The following is a 17,980-nucleotide window of genomic DNA, read 5'->3' on the forward strand; positions in this document are numbered from 1 at the left end:
CAAGGCTCGCATGATAGCCGGGCACTACGGTCACTGTAAGTCGAGACACTATCGCCGGGTCGCAAATCGTGCTTGCGTTCGCTGCGCGGCGTCGTTAGAATCGCGGGCTTTCCAGAACCATTCAATAACGGAATCACATCTATGGCCAACTCGGCACAAGCTCGCAAGCGCGCCCGCCAGGCAGTCAAGTCTCGCGCCCACAACGCCAGCCTTCGTTCCCGCCTGCGTACCGCGATCAAGGCCGTGCGCAAGGCCATCGTGGGTGGCGACAAGGCGGCGGCTCAGTCGGTCTTTCGCACCTCGATGAGCACCATTGACAGCATCGCCGACAAGAAGATCATCCACAAGAACAAGGCTGCCCGTCACAAGAGCCGCCTGTCGGCCGCCGTCAAGGCGATGGCTGCCTGATCTTGCGTGATCCTTGCCGCAGCCAAGGCTGCGCTCGAAGAAAAAGCGACCTGCGGGTCGCTTTTTTTCTGCCTGCGCCGGTGGTGTGTCTTGCTGGGTTGGCTGAATCGAGGTGGCTGCGTCAGAGCGGCGCGTCACCCATCCAGTCGATCTGGAGGTCGTTGTCCTTCGCGAAGTTGATCATGAACTTGTAGGCCATCGGCTCGATGTCGTAGAGCCGGGCGTCGACCAGGACGGTCTTGTCGCCCTTGAGCGTGCAGCCGGGGCGCACATAGGGTGAATACATCATGCGATGGTCGGCGCCGAAGGCCGACATGATGCCGCAAAGGCGATCGGCCCAGTCGCTTGGGCGGAATTTCTTCCCGTCATTGGTGATGCCGACGATGATGAAATTTTCGATCTTCTGAGTCATTTCTTGCGCCCTGGCTGCCGAGGAGGTGCTCAGTGCGCGCAGGCCAGCGGGCGGCGCCCAAAGCGGGGCGCATTCTAGCAGAAATCGGGCCTGCTGAAGGTCATGTACAAGACTTCGCTGCGGGTCGGTCGCCTGTACAGGACCGGCGATTTTGGCTTAAGATCCCCACTCATTTGAGCACGGCGGCGACGGCCGCCGTGCACGTTTACAGCGTCGTTTCGATCGAGGTACAGCATGTCCCATGTCATGAACACCTACGCCCGGCTGCCCATCGCGTTCACGCATGGCGAAGGTGTCTGGATGTACGACGAGACCGGCAAGCGCTATCTCGACGCTCTGTCCGGTATTGCCGTCAATACCCTCGGCCACAACCATCCGCGGCTGGTCAAGGCGATTGCCGATCAGGCTGGCAAGCTCATTCACACCTCGAATCTTTACCGCATTCCGCTGCAGGAACAGCTCTCCGACCGCATCGCCGAGACCTCCGGCATGGACGAGGTGTTCTTCTGCAACTCGGGCTGCGAAGCCAATGAGGCCGCGATCAAGCTCGCGCGCATGTACGGGCACAAGAAGGGCATCGAACTGCCGCACATCATCGTCATGGAGAGCGCCTTCCACGGCCGCACCATGGCGACGCTGTCGGCCACCGGCAACCGCAAGGCACAGGCCGGCTTCGAACCGCTGGTGCAGGGCTTCATCCGTGTGCCGTACAAGGATATCGACGCCATCCGCAAGATTGCCGAGCACGACCACTCGGTCGTCGCGGTGATGCTGGAGATGATCCAGGGCGAGGGCGGGGTCAATGTGGCCGACGAGACCTTCCAGCGCGAGTTGCGGGCCCTGTGCGACGACAAGGGCTGGCTGATGATGTGCGACGAGGTGCAGTGCGGCATGGGGCGTACCGGCAAGTGGTACGGCTGGCAACACGCCGGCACCAAGCCCGATGTGATGACGCTGGCCAAGGGGCTGGCCTCGGGCGTGCCGATCGGCGCCTGCGTGACGTCCGGCAAGGCCGCAGGACTGTTCGGGCCAGGCAACCACGGCTCCACCTTCGGCGGCAACCCGCTGGCTTGCGCTGCCGGTCTTGCGACCTTCGACGCCATCGTCGACGAAAAGCTGATGGACAACGCGCTGGCAATCGGCGACCAGATCCGCAAGGGCATGGCCGAGGCGCTCGCCGGCGTTGCCGGTGTGGTCGATATCCGTGGGCGCGGCCTGATGATCGGCATCGAGCTCGATCGTCCCTGCGGCGGGCTGATGGCACGTGCCGCCGAGCAGGGGCTGCTGCTCAGCGTCACGGCCGACCGCGTCATCCGCCTGCTGCCGGCACTGACCTTCACCGCAGAGGAGGCACGGACCCTGGTGGGCATGCTGGCGCCCATGGTGCGCGACTTCCTCGCGAACGGCTAAGGATCTGCCTATGACTTCCATCAAGCATTACCTGCAGTTCAAGGACTTCACGCGCGAGGAATACGACTACGTGTTCGAGCGCGCGAAGTGGATCAAGGACAAGTTCAAGCGCTACGAGCCTTACCACCCGCTGTTCGACCGCACGCTGGTGATGATCTTCGAAAAGGCGAGCACCCGAACCCGCCTGTCCTTCGAGGCAGGCATGCACCAGTTGGGCGGCTCGGCCATCTACCTCAACACCCGCGATTCGCAGCTCGGGCGTGGCGAACCGGTGGAGGATGCGGGGCAGGTGATCTCGCGCATGAGCGACCTGGTGATGATCCGCACCTTCGAGCAGGACATCGTCGAGCGCTTTGCCGCCAATTCGCGTGTGCCGGTCATCAACGGCCTGACCAACGAATACCATCCGTGCCAGATCCTGGCCGACATCTTCACCTTCATCGAGCATCGTGGCTCGATCCAGGGCAAGACGGTGGCCTGGGTCGGTGACAGCAACAACATGTGCAACACCTGGCTGCAGGCGGCCGAAGTGCTGGACTTCAACGTCCACGTATCGACCCCGCCGGGCTACGAGGTCGAACCCGAGCGCGCAGGGCTTTACGGCACCGGCCACTTCGAGCAGTTCGCCGACCCGATGGATGCCTGCCGCGGCGCCGATCTGGTGACCACGGACGTGTGGACCTCGATGGGTTTCGAGGCCGAGAACGAGGCGCGCATGAAGGCTTTCGCCGACTGGTGCGTGGATGCCGAGATGATGTCGGTGGCCAACAAGGACGCGGTCTTCATGCACTGCCTGCCTGCGCACCGCGGCGAGGAAGTGACCGCCGAAGTCATGGATGGACCGCAGTCGGTGGTGTGGGACGAGGCCGAGAATCGCCTCCACGCACAGAAGGCCCTGATGGAATACCTGATGCTCGGGCAGATCAAGGTCTGATCCGGTCCGGCGACATTTACGGTGCGCACGGGCGTGCGCGCCGGCAACACAGCAGAAAACAGGAAAACAGCATGAGCGACGTCAAGAAAGTAGTGCTCGCCTACTCCGGCGGGCTGGACACTTCGGTCATCCTGAAGTGGCTGCAGGACACTTACCAGTGCGAAGTGGTCACCTTCACCGCCGACCTCGGGCAGGGCGAAGAGCTCGAGCCCGCGCGCACCAAGGCGCTCAAGTTCGGTATCAAGCCCGAGAACATCTTCATCGACGACCTGCGCGAGGAGTTCGTGCGCGACTTCGTCTTCCCGATGTTCCGCGCCAACACCATCTACGAGGGCGAGTACCTGCTCGGCACCTCGATTGCGCGTCCGCTGATCGCCAAGCGCCAGATCGACATCGCGCGCGCTACTGGCGCTGACGCCGTGTCGCACGGCGCCACCGGCAAGGGCAACGACCAGGTCCGCTTCGAGCTCGGCTACTACGCGCTGATGCCCGGCGTGAAGGTCATCGCCCCGTGGCGCGAGTGGGACCTGCTGTCGCGCGAGAAGCTGCTGGCCTACGCCGAGAAGCACGGCATCCCCATCGAGATGAAGCACAAGCAGGGCGGCTCGCCCTATTCGATGGACGCCAATCTGCTGCACATCTCCTTCGAGGGTCGCCACCTCGAGAACCCCGCCGCCGAGGCCGAAGAGTCGATGTGGCGCTGGACGGTGTCGCCCGAAGCGGCGCCGGACGCCGCCGAGTACGTCGATCTCGAGTTCGAGAAGGGCGACCTGGTCGCCATCAACGGCACCCGCATGAAGGCGCACGAACTGCTCGCCAAGCTCAACGAGCTGGGTGGCAAGCACGGCATCGGTCGCCTTGATCTGGTCGAGAACCGCTACGTCGGCATGAAGAGCCGCGGTTGCTACGAGACCCCGGGCGGTACCATCCTGCTGCGCGCCCACCGTGCCATCGAGTCGATCACGCTTGACCGCGAAGTCGCCCATCTCAAGGACGACCTCATGCCGCGCTACGCCAGCATGATCTACAACGGCTACTGGTGGAGCCCCGAGCGCCAGGCCATCCAGGCGCTGATCGACAACACCCAGCAGAGCGTCAATGGCTGGGTGCGCCTCAAGCTCTACAAGGGCAACGTCATCGTCACCGGGCGCGACTCGAAGACCGATTCGCTGTTCGACCCGACGATCGCCACCTTCGAGGACGACCAGGGCGCCTACAACCAGAAGGACGCGCACGGCTTCATCCGCCTCAACGCCCTGCGCATGCGCATCGCGGCCAACGCCAGGGCGAAGCGCGACTAAGGAAGCGGCTCAAGTCGCAAAGCTCTTTGGAAACCGGTGATGGACAACGAGATACTGATCTTCGGCCTGACGATGGCCGAGTTCGAGGACATTTCACTCAAGGTCTGCTTCACGGCCCTGATCCTCTACATGTTGTTCATCATCGGCAACCTCGCCAAGGAGTCCAAGGCGGGCAAGTACGGCGCGATGTGGATGTTCATCGGCCTCGGCCTGGGCTTCATCGGCTTCGTCGCCAAGGGCTTCATCCAGAGGCTGCTTGGAATCGAATAGAAAAGGATCGTTTGATGAGCATCACCGAAAAGCTCGACGGCGTGGCCGTCACCACCAAGGCCAACGTCTATTTCGACGGCAAGTGCGTCAGCCACAGCGTCCGTTTCGCCGACGGCACGGGGAAGTCGGTCGGGGTGATCCTGCCGGCTGCGCTGACCTTCAATACCGGCGCGCCCGAAGTCATGGAAGGCGTGGCAGGCAGCTGCCGCGTCCGCCTCAAGGGTGAGGCGGAATGGAAGACCTACGGCGCCGGCGAGTCCTTCGACGTGCCGGGCAACTCGAGCTTCGACATCGAAGTGTCGGGCGAGCCGTATCACTACATCTGCCACTTCGGCTGAGCACGCGGGAGGAGGGGAGCGATGCCGTCATTCGACATCATGTCCGAGGTCGATCAGCCCTCGCTGCGCAACGCGGTGGAGCAGGCGAACCGCAAGATCGATGGCCGCCACGACTTCAAGGGCACCAGCGCCAAGATCGAACATGCCGAGAAACTGCTCACCCTCTACGGTGACAGCGATTTCCAGCTCGACCAGATCAAGACCATCCTGCTGCCCGAGATGACCAAGAAGAACGTCGACGTCCGCTGCCTCGACTACGGCGACGTGCAGAAGATCTCCGGCAACAAGGTCAAGCAGGAAGTGAAGGTGCGCGTCGGCGTCGATCAGGATCTGGCGAAGAAGATCGTCAAGCTGTTGAAGGACAGCAAGATGAAGGTGCAGGCTGCCATCCAGGGCGACGCCGTGCGCGTGTCCGGCGCCAAGCGTGATGTCCTGCAGGAGGCGATTGCGCTGGTGAAGAAGCAGATCACCGACTTTCCGCTGCAGTACGGCAACTTCCGGGATTGACTGCCTCGTAACCGTCAGGCTGCAGCCCATTCTCCAGACAGGCTTCGTCCGGCCGACGAGGCCTGTTTCATTTTGAACTCGATCAGTCGCAGCAGGCGCTCGTCGCCGAGTTTCTGCGCCAGCGACAGCGCGGTCGCGCCGTCGCGTCGGCTGGCAAACACGTCCGCGCCCTGTTCGATCAGTGCGAAAGCGATGTCGGGCGTGCCGCCGGTGATCGAGAGGAGTAGCGGCGTGTTACCCAGCGGGTCACGCACGTTGATATGAGCCCCTTTCTTCAGCAGCAGGTCGACCGTATTGCGGTAGCCGCTCGTCGGTTTTCCGCACGCTACAAGTAACGGGGTGAGTCCGAGTCGATCCCTCGCGTTCGGGTCGGCCCCTGCGCTCAACAGAATCTGCGCGATGATGGTCAGGCCGCGTTTCAGCGCCGTAATCAGCGGAGGCGTGCCGTCCTCGGCGGTGAGGTTCACGTTGAAGTTGGCACGAACGAACAGATCGATGACCTGCTGGTCGCCTTCTTCCAGGAAGTGGAAGAAGTTCTTGGGCAGGAAGGCGATACCGCGCGCGGTCAGATCATGCATTGCGTGTTCCTTGCGCTCTGCCGCCTTGAAGGTCTCCAGTTCGCGCGCGTCCCGCAGGCGGATGATGTCCGCCAGCACGTCAGGCGGAAAGCCCTTGCGGCCCCCGCGCTTGTCGATGAGCAGGTCGCTGAAGTAGTCGTGGATCTGGGGGGTGTCCCACAATGCCTCGATCTTGATCAGGATCCGCTCGAAATCGCGTTCAAGGCTCGAGGGGTAACTCGTGCCCATGAAGGCGAAAAATTCATGTTTCATAAAAAGAGAACTTCAGGTGATGATCTCTTTTTACGTTGATTTTGTTCTTTTGTATAACCCTACCCATACTGGGGCGTGATGTGGGTCACGACCTGCGGTCATCCACAGCAATGCCCTCCGGCTTACTGTTCTGGCGGGCGTAAGATGAAACTGAAAATAAAGGAATACAGGAGTCGATCATGGATGTAAGCGCTATTGCTGCGGCGGCCAGCGCCAATGCCGCAACGAAGGTCCAGGCCGAAGCGTCGGTCAGGGTGCTGAAGATGGCGATGGACCTGCAGGCCGAGAGTGCGCTGCAGCTGCTTCAGACTATTCCTGCGGCGGCCGCGCCTGCACCGGCGGTCGGAAGTGCGGCGGGTGGGGTGGTGGATACGTGGGCTTGAGGGGGCGACTGTCTTTGCTGTGAGTCTTCTTACGCCGCTGGTCCCGGTCGTCATTCCGTTCGTCTCCGAGGCGTACGGAAGCGAGTCGAAAAAGAATACAGTCCAGTCACCACTAAAGGACCGGGACATGAAGAGAGCTCAAGGTTTCAGCCTGATCGAACTGATGATCGTGGTTGCCGTCATCGGTATTCTCGCGGCGGTGGCGGTGCCCCAATACAACCAGTACATCCTCAAGAGCAAGCTTGCCGAGGCCCGTGCTGAGCTTTCCGATGCACGGGTGCGGATGGAGCGCTATTTTCAGGACAATCGGCGCTATAACAACGCAGCCGACGAGTGCGGTGTGAATATCAACGCCTTCGGTGAGAAGCGGTATTTCGGTTATGTATGCGCCGTGGTCGATGCTGATGGTGACGACTGGGCGGAGGGTTACACGGTCACGGCGACTGGTATCGCAGCCCAAGGTACTGCGAACTTCGCATTCACCATCAATCAGGACAATGACAAGGTCACGACCAGCGTACCTGCGGACTGGACGATCAACGCAGGCTGCTGGGTGACCGGGCCGGGGGGAGGATGCTAAGCCAACGCCAAGGCGCCAAAGGCGTCACCCTGATCGAGTTGATGGTCGGCATCGCGATCCTGACAATTCTGTTCGGCATCGCAGTGCCCAACTTCCGCGTCTGGATCCAGAACGGAAAGGTCCGCACTGCGGCAGAGTCCATCCAGAACGGTCTGCAGGTCGCCCGGGTGGAGGCCATCCAGCGTAACCGGCGGGTTCAGTTCGACCTTCGTGATGGCTCGTCCTGGACCGTTTGTCTTCAGCCCACCCCCGCCGGCTCGTGCCCGGATCCCGATGATGCAACCACGATTCAGAGCCGTTCGGCGGACGAGGGTTCGTCGGACGCAGTGACGGTTGATGTCGATGCAGTGCCCATCGTGTTCGATCCTTCGGGCAGGGCGCCCGGAAATGCCGCGGAGTTCCTGATCGACACGACGGCACTCGCTGAAGACGAAAGTCGGCAGTTGCGCGTGATCGTCAGTACGAGCGGCAGCATCCGCATGTGCGAAGACACGCTTCCCGCGGACGATCTGAGGGCTTGCCCACCATGAGCACAGTAAAGATGCTGCGTGCGCTGCCGCAGGGCAGGCACATTGCCAAGGCGGAACAGTGGGGCATGGCCCTGCTCGAGGCGCTGATTGCCTTGCTGATCTTTTCGATCGCGGTGCTTGGTCTGATCGGTATCCAAGCCAACATGGTGACGAATACGACCGAGGCTCAGTTCCGGAGTATTGCGACGTATATCGCGCAGCAGAAGATAGGTCGGATTTGGGCGAACCCGTCGGAAGATGAGAGAGCTGCCCTGATTGGGGCGGAAGTCTCTCAACCTATTGATCCGAGCCTCTTGCCGTCAGGCTTGTCAACCGTCTCTGCGCCGGACCTTGGGATGCTGAGAGTCACCGTCACTTGGGGGGTCTCTCCTGAAGAGCATGAAGCGCAGGTTGCGGAAGAGGTTCCGAGGTTCAACAACGTCACCATCGATGCACGCGTGATGGAAGGGGATGAATCGTGAGCGGCCGGAGTTCTGCTGGGCTGAAGCGCGCCTCGGGTTTCACGTTGGTCGAGATCATGGTCGGCATGGTCGTGGCCTTGCTCGCCTTGCTCGTGATCATGCAGGTGTTCGGCAGCTTCGAAGGCCAAAAGCGGATGACGACCGGAACGGCCGATGCGCAGACCAACGGGGCGCTCGCCCTTCAGTCGGTATTGCGGGAGACGCAGCTGGCGGGTTTTGGAATTTCGGCGTTCGATCGTCGGGTCGGGCCGCTCGAGTGCTCAACAGCGCAGAACGCAAGTCTCGCCTTGGGGGTGTTCAGTATGGCGCCCGTGGAAGTGACGGATGGCGGGGCTGCTGGTAGTGACACGCTCACAATCCGCTATGGCAGTTCCATGTCGGGAGGCGTAGCGACGCGTATCACGTCGGTTTCGGGGAATCAGCTCTCGGTCGACAGTAATTTGGGATGCCGGGTTGGTGACACTGCTGTGGTGTCAAATGGCGGCGACACCTGCTTCGTCGTGAGCGTCGATAGCCTGGATGCAGGTACGCCACCGGCCGTGCCTCCGAAGATCAATCTCGAAAATCCCGTGACGCCGGGGGTGTCCCTAGGCAGTTTGCCTACGGTGAACGCCTTTGTTTCGTGCATGGGGCAATACCGCGAAGTTACGTTTGCCGTGAACGGCGATCGTCTCGAGCGGGACGGCGAGGAGGTTGCATCGGGAATAGTAAATATGCAGGTCCAGTACGGCATCACGGCTACGCCTGCTGATATACAGATCGCGCAATGGGTCGATTCGAACGCTGACTGGGCGAATCTGAGTGACCAGGGTGCAACGGATATCGACCGGCGCAAACGGATTAAGGCCCTGCGTGTTGCGATCGTGGCCCGCAATCCGACGCGTGATGCGGATGTCGTATCCCAGGCCTGCGTCCAGCCTGCCGATCTGGCGGATCCAGCGATTGGCGTTTGTGCCTGGAAGAATGAAGCTGGGTCTCCGGCACCGGCGATCAACCTGAGCGACCCAGCTGATCCGAATGAATGGCGCCATTATCGTTACCGGGTTTTCGAGACGATCATTCCGCTCCGTAACGTAGTCTGGGCGCGGGAGGCAATGTGATGAGCAAGCGCCTCGCGGACTTTTCGGTGTCGACGCAGTCTGGACGTCGCATCAGACAGCGTGGTGTGGTGTTGCTGATCACGCTGATCGCCTTGGTTACATTGGCATTGGCCGCGCTCGCGCTGGTGCGCTCGGTGGATACCAACATCATTGTGGCGGGCAACGTCTCTCTGAAACAGGCTGCGACGCTGACCGCTGACAATGGGGTCGAGTCAGCGATCGCGTGGCTCAACCAAATAGAGGTGGCACCCGGGATCGCGCACTTCAACAACGACGACGTCGATGATGCCTATTACGCAACCTCGGACGATTTCGATCCCCTGAGCGATGCCACCTGGAACGGTGGCGTCACCGTTGCCGTGGCAACAGGAACCGGGATTGATGAGGATGGACGTGATCTGTCCGGTAACCGCATCCGCTACGTCATTCAGCGCTTGTGCTCTGAACCGGTCGCACCGGACGTCAACAACTGCCTGATCGTCGAAGGCGAATCCGACACGAGTTCGATGCGCGTCATGGACGACCCGCCTCCGAGCGAACCACCGCTGAGTCCGATCTACCGCATCACCGCCCGTGTCGACGGGCCGCGCAATACCGTCAGCTACGTTCAAGCATTCGTTTATTGAGAGCACATCATGAAAACCAAGGCTCTGCAAAAACTTGTGGGCTCGACCGCCTTAGGTCTGATGCTCGCTGCCTCGTTGCTTGCTCCGCATGCCGCTCGGGCGGAGGTCGTCGATCTAGCGACCTCGCCGTTGGCAAATGCGACGACGACGAACGTGCGTCCCAACTTGATGTTCATCCTCGATGATTCCGGCAGTATGAACTGGGACTACATGCCCGATCTTGTGGTCGACTCCAATTACTGCAAGGGCAGTGGTACAGGTACCTCCTTGCGTTGTTGCCGGACGGCTGGCGGCACCAGTCTCAGTTCCTCGACACGTACTAGTACTTGCCTGCCGTCTTCATCCGCTACTGATCTCCGAGGAATGCCCCCGTTCTATTCGGCAGATTTCAATAAAATTTACTACGACCCAACGGTCACCTATTCTCCACCCTTCAACCATGATGCGACCGAGCGGACGAGTTATACCGGCACGAGCAGCGTGCCTCTGGATGGTTACAACATTCAGACGACTGCGTCACTGAACCTGTTGAGCAACTATCCGGATGTGGAATGGTGTACAGATTCGACTCATACGGATTGCTTGCGAAATGGTGACTACCTGCTTCCAGGTGTCGTCGGCGGTAAGTCCTACACGACGATGCGTGCGACCACGGCGAGCGGTACGAGTACATTTGCTGTAGGCACGGTTGATGCCCCCGCAACGGAGACGCGCACCGCGGGTCCCTTTTACTACGTGATGGTTCCTGGTGAATACTGTACGAACAATGACCTGACGAGTTGTATCGCAGCAACTGGGCCGACGGGGACTCACCCTGTCCCGGCGAAGCTGCGTTGGTGCCGTAACGTGGATCGCACGGACTGCCGCGCGACTCAAAACTCAACGTACAACTATCCGCGGTATCCGACCATTATTACGAATGCGGGTGCAGGCGCGACCGCGAGTACTGCAACATTTTCAATCAGTGGGGTTGGCCGTAGTAATGGTAGTGGGAGTGGGACGGACAACGAATGCAACGGTCGCACAAATGTAGTCACGGTGACTAGTATCCGTGTGACCGGGGTGGACCTCCTTCCTGCTTCTTTCCGTTATTGCAATAGCAATAACAACGACACTACCCGAAATAGAGGACTTGCAGAAGAGATCGCGTCGAGAATTGGCAATGGATTCAGCGGTAGTCGCTCTGGGACGAATGTCACTGTGACGGCTCCTGACGGGTCTTATAATAGCCAGAGTTTGACCTACAACGTTACGGCTGCTTCCCTTTCAGGTGCCACGTTCTCGGGAGGTGCCCCCGCTAGCCCGCCAGTCTTTGTGCCCGGTGCATTCACTCGAATTGACATAGTTTCGGGTGCCACTTACGGCAATATCGTCGTCGATGGGACGGTAGTCGTCGACCGCAGTCGCCGCACAGATTGCGCTGCGGCACCCAGCTGCACCTATACAGAGGAACTGAGAAACTTCGCGAATTGGTTTGCGTGGTATCGGACTCGCATGCAGTCGATGAAGACTTCAGTGAGCAGAGCTTTTGTGACTATCGATAGCACCTATCGGGTCGGGTTTCGCTCGCTGAACAACAACAGCAGTGTCAATTTGAAAATTGATAATTTCAATCCGGGATCGGATGGGCACAAAGACAAGTGGTACAAGAGCCTGTTCAAAGCCTACCCGAACAGCGGTACGCCGCTGCGCCAAGCACTGGCTGATGTTGGTCGGATTTACGCTGGAAAGCTAGATAGCACAAACGACCCTGTGCAGTATTCGTGTCAGCAGAACTTCGCGCTACTAACATCCGATGGATATTGGAATGGGTCGGCCGGAACTGATGTTGCCGGCGGAAGCATCGGCAATCAGGATGGAGCGGGGACTCTACGCCCATATTATGAAGGGCCGACTGCTAGCTCGGGCAGTCTGGCCGATATCGCAAAGTACTATTACGAAACAGACTTGCGTACGGTGGAACTCAGCAATTGCTCGCGGTCGGGTTCAGATGAGGATCTTTGCAAGAACAACGTATTCACAAGCGGGGACGACAATAATCCGAAGCAGCACATGACCACGTTTACTCTTGGCTTGGGCGTGGATGGTGAGTTGCGTTACCGGAGTGACTACAAGACCGCTACCTCGGGAGATTACTGGAACATCCTGAATGGCCTCGGCACGCCCCAAGCCAATTGGCCTGTTCCCGCTGCAGACACGGCACGGGCTGTTGATGATATGTGGCACGCAGCGGTCAATGGTCGCGGTACCTATTTCAGCGCTGGGAACCCGACCGAGCTTTCAAATGGCCTGCGCAGTGCCCTGACCGAGATTAGAGTGAAGATCGGCGCCGGCGCCGCGGCCGCAACCAGTACGCTCTCACCCGTCGCGGGTGACAACTTTGCATACGTTGCGAGCTACACGACTGTTAAATGGACCGGGAATCTAGAGGCGCGCGAGATCAACCTCACTACGGGTGCTGTTGGTTTGGAGCCGCTTCATTGCGTGGAAAACGTCTCGTCTGAGTTCGGCTCCTGCACTGGGACCATGGCGACCAAGGTTGGAGCTGCGAGCGACACGCGAGACATCTACACAAGCAGCGGCAGTGGATTGGTGAGTTTTACATATGACAATCTCAGCGAGGCTCAGCGGAGCTACTTCAACCCGTCAACGCTGAGCCAGTGGGGTGATCTCACGGAGACGCAGCGGGCACAGGCAACTGGGATCAATCTCGTCAATTACCTTCGAGGTCAGCATGGCTTCGAGATGCGGACGGATAACGCGGTTGATAACCAGGTCTTCCGCCGGCGTGACGCGGTACTGGGTGACTTGGTCGAATCGACGCCGAATTACGTTGGCCGACCGAAGTTCAGTTACACTGATCCGGGTTACGAAGCATTCAAGACAGCGAATGCGGGACGTGGCGGCACGATCTATGTGGGGTCTAACGACGGCATGTTGCATGCTTTCGACGCTGCGGACCTGACGGAGCGTTGGGCATTCATCCCGAGCATTGTGATTCCGAGCCTGTCGCTACTCGCTGACCAGAACTACGGCACGCTCCATCGCTACTACGTGAACGGCTCGCCGGTCGTATCCGATATCTGCACGTCCAATTGCACGGATGCAGCCTCCGCTGTGTGGAAGACCGTGTTGATTGGCGGACTGAATGGCGGCGGTCGTGGCTACTACGCCCTCGACGTGACGAACCCGACCTCGCCTGCACTTCTTTGGGAGTTCACGCTTGAGGATGACGATGACTTGGGCTTCAGCTTTGGCAACCCTGTCGTAACCAAGCTGGAAGGGGGGCAGTGGGTCGTCGCCTTGACCTCAGGCTACAACAACGTCGGTGGTACAAATGCGGGCGAAGGGTTTCTTTATGTGCTCGATGCCTGGACGGGGGCGGTGGTGCGCAAGATTGGCACTGGCGTTGGCAGTTCGACCAACCCGAGTGGGCTGTCTCGTATCGCGGTCTGGGTTGATGATTTGAGTCGAAACAATACCGCGGGCTATACATACGGAGGCGACTTGCTGGGTAACGTGTGGCGCTTCGATCTAAATAACGGCGAGGAAGCGGGCGTTAACCCGCTCAAGTTTGCCACTTTGTTCTCTGATGCCGCTGCGACTGAGCCTCAGCCGATCACTACGCGACCGGAATTGGGTAGGCTGAACGGCAAGCGGATGGTTTTCGTCGGTACAGGGAAATACCTTGAAGTGGGAGACTTGAGTGACGATCAAGTGCAGTCGCTTTATGCCATTAAGGATAATGACGAAACGACGACTTTGGTGAATCCGCGCACTTCACTCGTCCAGCAAGGCTTCACCGAGACGGATGAAGCGACACGTGTAGGAACGAGCAACCCAGTGCCGTCGAGCGCCCGAGGTTGGTACATTGATCTGCCCGACGATGGTGAGAGGCAGAATGTTGCCTCTGAGTTGGTTAGTGGTGTGTTGATCGTTCCGACCACGGTGCCGACAACGACTGCGTGCGAGCCGGGCGGCTATAGTTGGCTGAATTTCGTCGACTATAGAACTGGCGGTGAGGTGCCGACATGGAGTCGCGTATCGAGGCGCTTCAGCGCGCCAATTGTCGGTATCAACATCGTCTATATCGATGGCAAGCCGAGGGTTTCAGTGGTCAAGGCTGACAACCCCACGCCAGAGATCGTCGACACCGAGGAGTTCCCTGGTGGTGGGGCAGCGTTTCAGAGCAAGCGGGCCGTCTGGCGGGAGGTGATTCAGTGAGGCTTGAGTTGCCCCACTTGATGCAACGGATCGGCGGCCCGCTGGCCGCCGGCGCAGTCCTCTGTAGCGGAAGCGTCTTGGCGAGCGATGTCGGTCTGTCGGGTGTGTTCGGTGATCGCGCGGTGATCGTGACCGGTGATGACCGCTTGCATACCTTGAGGGTGGGGCAGTTGACGCCGGATGGCGTGCGATTGATCTCGGTCAGGGGAGACTCCGCTGTTGTTGAGATTGACGGAAAGCGGCAGACCCTTGCGCTGGGGCAGCGGGTGGTCAGCAAGAGTTCACCGGATGAACGTGCGCGCATCGTCATCGAAGGTGACAGCCGCGGTCACTTCGTCGTGCCGGGTACGGTCAATGGCGCGTCGATGCGCTTCCTGGTCGATACGGGCGCAACCGCTGTGTCGTTGAGTGCCGCCGATGCGCAGCGCGCCGGAATCGACTACAAGAAGGGGCTACGCGGCCAGAGCAATACCGCGAATGGCATTGCACCCATCTGGATCGTCAAACTGAACTCGATTCGTGTCGGAGGCATCGAACTCTCTGGCGTCGATGCTGCGGTCCACGAAAGCGAGATGCCTTTCGTTCTTCTGGGCATGAGTTTCTTGAACCGCATGCAGATGACCCGGGACGGCAGCCGTCTCGTACTGGAGCGACGCTATTGACTGAAGGTGCGAGCTTGAGAGACGAGGATCAAGGAACATGGCCGTAACAATGGCTAAGCAACTTGAGCAGTTGCGTTCACTCCTTGCACTGGCTGGAGATCGCCCCCGGAACGGCGATTGGCCCGAGATGCTTGATGGCAGCCACCATAAACCGGCAGCGGTGCTTGTGCCCCTTGTGATGGGCCGCGCTGATCCCGCGATTCTCCTCACCCGCCGTACCGACCATCTCCATCACCATCCGGGCCAGATCAGCTTCCCGGGTGGCCGCGTCGAGGCGCAGGATTCTACGCCCGTTGACACCGCACTTCGTGAGACCGAGGAAGAGATCGGTCTCGACCGTCGCCACGTCGAGTTGCTTGGCGCCTTGCCTGACTATTACACCGGCACGGGATTTCGCGTGACGCCTGTGGTCGGACTTGTGCATCCGCCGTTCGAACTCCAACTGGATGCGTTCGAGGTGGCGGAGGCCTTCGAGGTGCCGTTGGGGCATTTTCTCGACCCGGCTAACCATCAACGCTATAGTCTGGTGCACGAGGGGCGAGAAAGACACTTCCACGCCATGCCTTACAAGGACTACTTCATCTGGGGTGCGACTGCTGGGATCCTCATGTCCTTGTACCGTCTGCTGAGGGAGCCGGAGCGTTGATACAGAGACCTCAGGGGGCGATCTGAAACGCCTTGTTCACGGGGGTCGGCGCCCGTCGTGCGCACGAGCTGTCATTGGCAGTTGTGGTATCGTGGATGAAACAGATTCCGAGTCCCTTCCTCGTTCCCCGGTTGCTGCATGACGCTCTTCTCGCTGATCATTGCCCTGCTGCTCGAGCAGGTGCGCCCGTTACCGGTCAAACACGTTGTACTCGACCCGCTCGCGACCTTGTCGGGCGCCTTGGTGCGTCGGTTTAATGATGGACAGGCGCAACATGGACGAATGGCATGGGCTCTGGTCGTCATAATCGGGACGGGCGGTACGGCGCTGCTTCATTACCTTCTTTGGGAAGTACATCCGGCGCTCGCGTTTGCGTTCAACGTGGCGGCGCTTTATCTGACGATGGGCTTTCGTCAGGAGAGTCATTTCTTCACCGACATCCACCTGGCCTTGCGGATGGGGGAACTCGACCGGGCGCGGACCCTGCTCGGAGAGTGGCGGGGAGGCAGCTATCGGGATGCGAGTTCGAGCGAGGTGGCGCGCCTGACAATCGAACAGGCGCTGGTGGCAGCGCACCGCAACGTGTTCGGCGTGGCTTTCTGGTTCGTGATTTTGCCGGGCCCGAGCGGCGCTGTGATGTATCGACTGGCGCGTTTCTTCGCCGAGGACTGGGGGCGGCGTACCGACCCCGAGTTCGGCGAGTTTGGCCGCTTCGCGCGCAGGGCGTTCGAGGTGATCGACTGGTTGCCGGTGCGACTCACCGCGGCCTCTTTCTCGATCGTTGGTAACTTCGAGGATGCAATCTACTGTTGGCGCACGCAGGCCGTGCTGTGGCCCGACAGGTCGTCGGCTATACTGCTTTCAAGTGGCGGGGGAGCGCTGGGCGTCAGACTTGGCATGCCCATCCATGAGTCCGGCGAGATCGTTGACCGACCTGAACTGGGGCAGGGCGACGAAGCCGATGCTGACCACATGCAAAGCACGGTAGGCCTGGTATGGCGGGCGCTGCTGGTGTGTTTGTTCATGCTTGCCCTGCTTGGCCTAGCCGGCTGGGTGGGCGGGTAAGATTTCGATTTCCTAGGAGGGAGTTCGCATGGCAAACCGTGAAGTCGTTGTTCTGAGTGCTGTTCGTTCCGCTGTCGGCGGTTTTGGTGGTTCGCTGAAGGATATGGAGCCGTCGGAGCTTGGCGCCGTCGTCGCCAAGGAAGCGTTTGCCCGTGCGGGTGTGGACCCGAAGGCGGTTTCGTTCGCTGCGGTGGGTAACTGCATTCCGACCGACTCGCGCTACGCCTATGTGGCCCGCGTGGCGACGGTGAACGCTGGCATGTCGATGGACTCGGTAGCGTTTGCGGTCAATCGGCTGTGCGGTTCGGCGCAGCAGGCCATCGTCAGCGCCTCGCAGGCGATCATGCTGGGCGATGCGGACTATGCGATCGGCGGCGGCGTCGAGGTGATGTCGCGTGGTGCCTACTTGATGCCGGCGCTGCGCAGCGGTGCGCGCATGGGTGACACCAAGGCGATCGATGCCATGGTGGCCGTGCTGACCGATCCGTTCGGCGTGGGTCACATGGGCATCACTGCGGAGAACCTGTGCTCCAAGTGGGGCATCTCGCGTGAAGAGCAGGACGCCTTTGCGCTGGAGTCGCAAAAGCGTGCTGCAGCCGCAATCGCCGAAGGGCGCTTCAAGGACCAGATCGTCCCGATCACCTTCGAGACGCGCAAAGGCACCGTGGTGTTCGACACCGATGAGCATCCGCGCATGACCACGATGGAAGCGCTGGGCAAGATGAAGCCGGCGTTCAAGAAGGATGGTTCGGTAACCGCCGGCAACGCCTCGGGCATCAATGACGCCGCCGCCTTCCTGGTGCTGGCCGACGCCGCCAAGGCTGCCGCTGCCGGCCAGAAGCCGATCGCCCGCCTGGTGTCCTATGCCATTGCAGGTGTGCCGAACGATGTGATGGGCGAAGGCCCGATTCCGTCGACCAAGCTCGCGCTGCAGCGCGCTGGCCTGAAGCTCGACCAGATGGACGTGATCGAGTCGAACGAAGCCTTCGCGGCCCAGTCGATCGCGGTCAACCGTGGCCTCGAGCTCGATACGAGCAAGGTCAACCCGAACGGTGGCGCCATCGCCTTGGGTCATCCGGTGGGTGCGACGGGCTCGGTGATCATCACCAAGCTGTTGCATGAGCTGATCCGCGTGAATGGCCGCTACGGCCTGGCCACGATGTGTATCGGTGGTGGCCAGGGCATCACGACGGTGTGGGAACGCGTCTAAGCGCGCTCGGTCGGCGCCACGAAAAAACCGCGCAGCCCATTTGGGCTTGCGCGGTTTTTTTGTTCCTGGCTTGCGAGCCCGCG

At 60.4% G+C, this 17,980-nt stretch carries 20 protein-coding genes; 18 read left to right on the plus strand and 2 right to left on the minus strand.

What is annotated here, in order from left to right; translation table 11 throughout:
* Positions 1–141: 141 nt before the first annotated feature.
* The gene (gene rpsT, locus AC731_RS03860) at positions 142–408 is read left to right on the plus strand and encodes a 30S ribosomal protein S20 (protein ID WP_004335008.1); all 267 of its coding nucleotides are present in this window, start codon (positions 142–144) and stop codon (positions 406–408) included.
* A 121-nt stretch (positions 409–529) separates the two neighbouring features.
* Here the strand turns inward: rpsT and AC731_RS03865 are convergent, their stop codons facing one another.
* Positions 530–820 (minus strand): DUF3579 domain-containing protein, encoded by a 291-nt coding sequence (locus AC731_RS03865; protein WP_004251989.1) that lies wholly within the window; start codon positions 818–820, stop codon positions 530–532.
* A 234-nt stretch (positions 821–1,054) separates the two neighbouring features.
* On the opposite strand from AC731_RS03865, the gene AC731_RS03870 reads away from it, so the two are divergent.
* The 6 genes from AC731_RS03870 (at position 1,055) to AC731_RS03895 (ending at position 5,580) form a co-directional block, all read left to right on the plus strand.
* Positions 1,055–2,230: an aspartate aminotransferase family protein gene (locus AC731_RS03870; protein WP_038010513.1), complete on the plus strand. Its 1,176-nt coding sequence runs from the start codon at positions 1,055–1,057 to the stop codon at positions 2,228–2,230.
* Positions 2,231–2,240: 10 nt separating this feature from the next.
* Positions 2,241–3,164 carry an ornithine carbamoyltransferase gene (gene argF / locus AC731_RS03875; RefSeq protein WP_004251984.1) on the plus strand — a complete coding sequence of 308 codons (924 nt, stop codon included), beginning with the start codon at positions 2,241–2,243 and terminating at the stop codon, positions 3,162–3,164.
* A 71-nt stretch (positions 3,165–3,235) separates the two neighbouring features.
* The gene (locus tag AC731_RS03880) at positions 3,236–4,465 is read left to right on the plus strand and encodes an argininosuccinate synthase (protein ID WP_048709373.1); all 1,230 of its coding nucleotides are present in this window, start codon (positions 3,236–3,238) and stop codon (positions 4,463–4,465) included.
* Positions 4,466–4,504: 39 nt separating this feature from the next.
* Entirely contained in the window at positions 4,505–4,735 is a 231-nt protein-coding gene (locus AC731_RS03885) for a DUF2788 domain-containing protein (RefSeq protein WP_004251977.1), read from the plus strand.
* 14 nt (positions 4,736–4,749) lie between these two features.
* Positions 4,750–5,073, plus strand: a complete 324-nt coding sequence (ppnP, locus tag AC731_RS03890; RefSeq protein WP_004251974.1) for a pyrimidine/purine nucleoside phosphorylase — start codon at positions 4,750–4,752, stop codon at positions 5,071–5,073.
* 21 nt (positions 5,074–5,094) lie between these two features.
* Entirely contained in the window at positions 5,095–5,580 is a 486-nt protein-coding gene (locus tag AC731_RS03895) for a YajQ family cyclic di-GMP-binding protein (RefSeq protein ID WP_004251971.1), read from the plus strand.
* 14 nt (positions 5,581–5,594) lie between these two features.
* Here the strand turns inward: AC731_RS03895 and AC731_RS03900 are convergent, their stop codons facing one another.
* Positions 5,595–6,410, minus strand: a complete 816-nt coding sequence (locus tag AC731_RS03900; RefSeq protein ID WP_048709375.1) for an ankyrin repeat domain-containing protein — start codon at positions 6,408–6,410, stop codon at positions 5,595–5,597.
* A gap of 179 nt (positions 6,411–6,589) precedes the next feature.
* On the opposite strand from AC731_RS03900, the gene AC731_RS03905 reads away from it, so the two are divergent.
* The 11 genes from AC731_RS03905 (at position 6,590) to AC731_RS03960 (ending at position 17,897) form a co-directional block, all read left to right on the plus strand.
* Complete coding sequence (locus AC731_RS03905) at positions 6,590–6,793, plus strand: YjfB family protein (RefSeq protein WP_048709377.1); 204 nt, start codon at positions 6,590–6,592, stop codon at positions 6,791–6,793.
* A gap of 127 nt (positions 6,794–6,920) precedes the next feature.
* The gene (locus AC731_RS03910; RefSeq protein ID WP_048709378.1) at positions 6,921–7,373 is read left to right on the plus strand and encodes a type IV pilin protein; all 453 of its coding nucleotides are present in this window, start codon (positions 6,921–6,923) and stop codon (positions 7,371–7,373) included.
* Positions 7,367–7,903: a GspH/FimT family pseudopilin gene (locus tag AC731_RS03915; protein WP_048709380.1), complete on the plus strand. Its 537-nt coding sequence runs from the start codon at positions 7,367–7,369 to the stop codon at positions 7,901–7,903. The genes AC731_RS03910 and AC731_RS03915 overlap by 7 nt, the downstream gene beginning before the upstream one ends.
* A complete protein-coding gene (gene pilV, locus AC731_RS03920) occupies positions 7,900–8,364 on the plus strand; it encodes a type IV pilus modification protein PilV (RefSeq protein WP_048709381.1) in 465 nt (154 codons plus the stop codon). The genes AC731_RS03915 and pilV overlap by 4 nt, the downstream gene beginning before the upstream one ends.
* On the plus strand, positions 8,361–9,464 hold the full coding sequence (locus AC731_RS03925) for a PilW family protein (protein ID WP_048709383.1): 1,104 nt from the start codon (positions 8,361–8,363) through the stop codon (positions 9,462–9,464). Before pilV ends, AC731_RS03925 begins: the two co-directional genes overlap by 4 nt.
* Positions 9,464–10,090: a pilus assembly PilX family protein gene (locus AC731_RS03930; protein ID WP_237266600.1), complete on the plus strand. Its 627-nt coding sequence runs from the start codon at positions 9,464–9,466 to the stop codon at positions 10,088–10,090. The genes AC731_RS03925 and AC731_RS03930 overlap by 1 nt, the downstream gene beginning before the upstream one ends.
* Before the next feature lie 9 nt (positions 10,091–10,099).
* Complete coding sequence (locus AC731_RS19435; RefSeq protein WP_082794242.1) at positions 10,100–14,314, plus strand: pilus assembly protein; 4,215 nt, start codon at positions 10,100–10,102, stop codon at positions 14,312–14,314.
* A 20-nt stretch (positions 14,315–14,334) separates the two neighbouring features.
* Positions 14,335–14,976, plus strand: a complete 642-nt coding sequence (locus AC731_RS03940; protein ID WP_237266649.1) for a retropepsin-like aspartic protease family protein — start codon at positions 14,335–14,337, stop codon at positions 14,974–14,976.
* 37 nt (positions 14,977–15,013) lie between these two features.
* Positions 15,014–15,622, plus strand: coding sequence for a CoA pyrophosphatase (locus AC731_RS19440; protein ID WP_418081539.1), 609 nt, complete (start codon positions 15,014–15,016; stop codon positions 15,620–15,622).
* 138 nt (positions 15,623–15,760) lie between these two features.
* Complete coding sequence (locus AC731_RS03955) at positions 15,761–16,687, plus strand: CobD/CbiB family protein (RefSeq protein ID WP_004251920.1); 927 nt, start codon at positions 15,761–15,763, stop codon at positions 16,685–16,687.
* A gap of 28 nt (positions 16,688–16,715) precedes the next feature.
* Positions 16,716–17,897: an acetyl-CoA C-acyltransferase family protein gene (locus AC731_RS03960; protein WP_048709387.1), complete on the plus strand. Its 1,182-nt coding sequence runs from the start codon at positions 16,716–16,718 to the stop codon at positions 17,895–17,897.
* The last annotated feature ends 83 nt before the right edge of the window (positions 17,898–17,980 follow it).

The sequence above is a fragment of the Thauera humireducens genome (assembly GCF_001051995.2).
Lineage (GTDB): Bacteria > Pseudomonadota > Gammaproteobacteria > Burkholderiales > Rhodocyclaceae > Thauera > Thauera humireducens.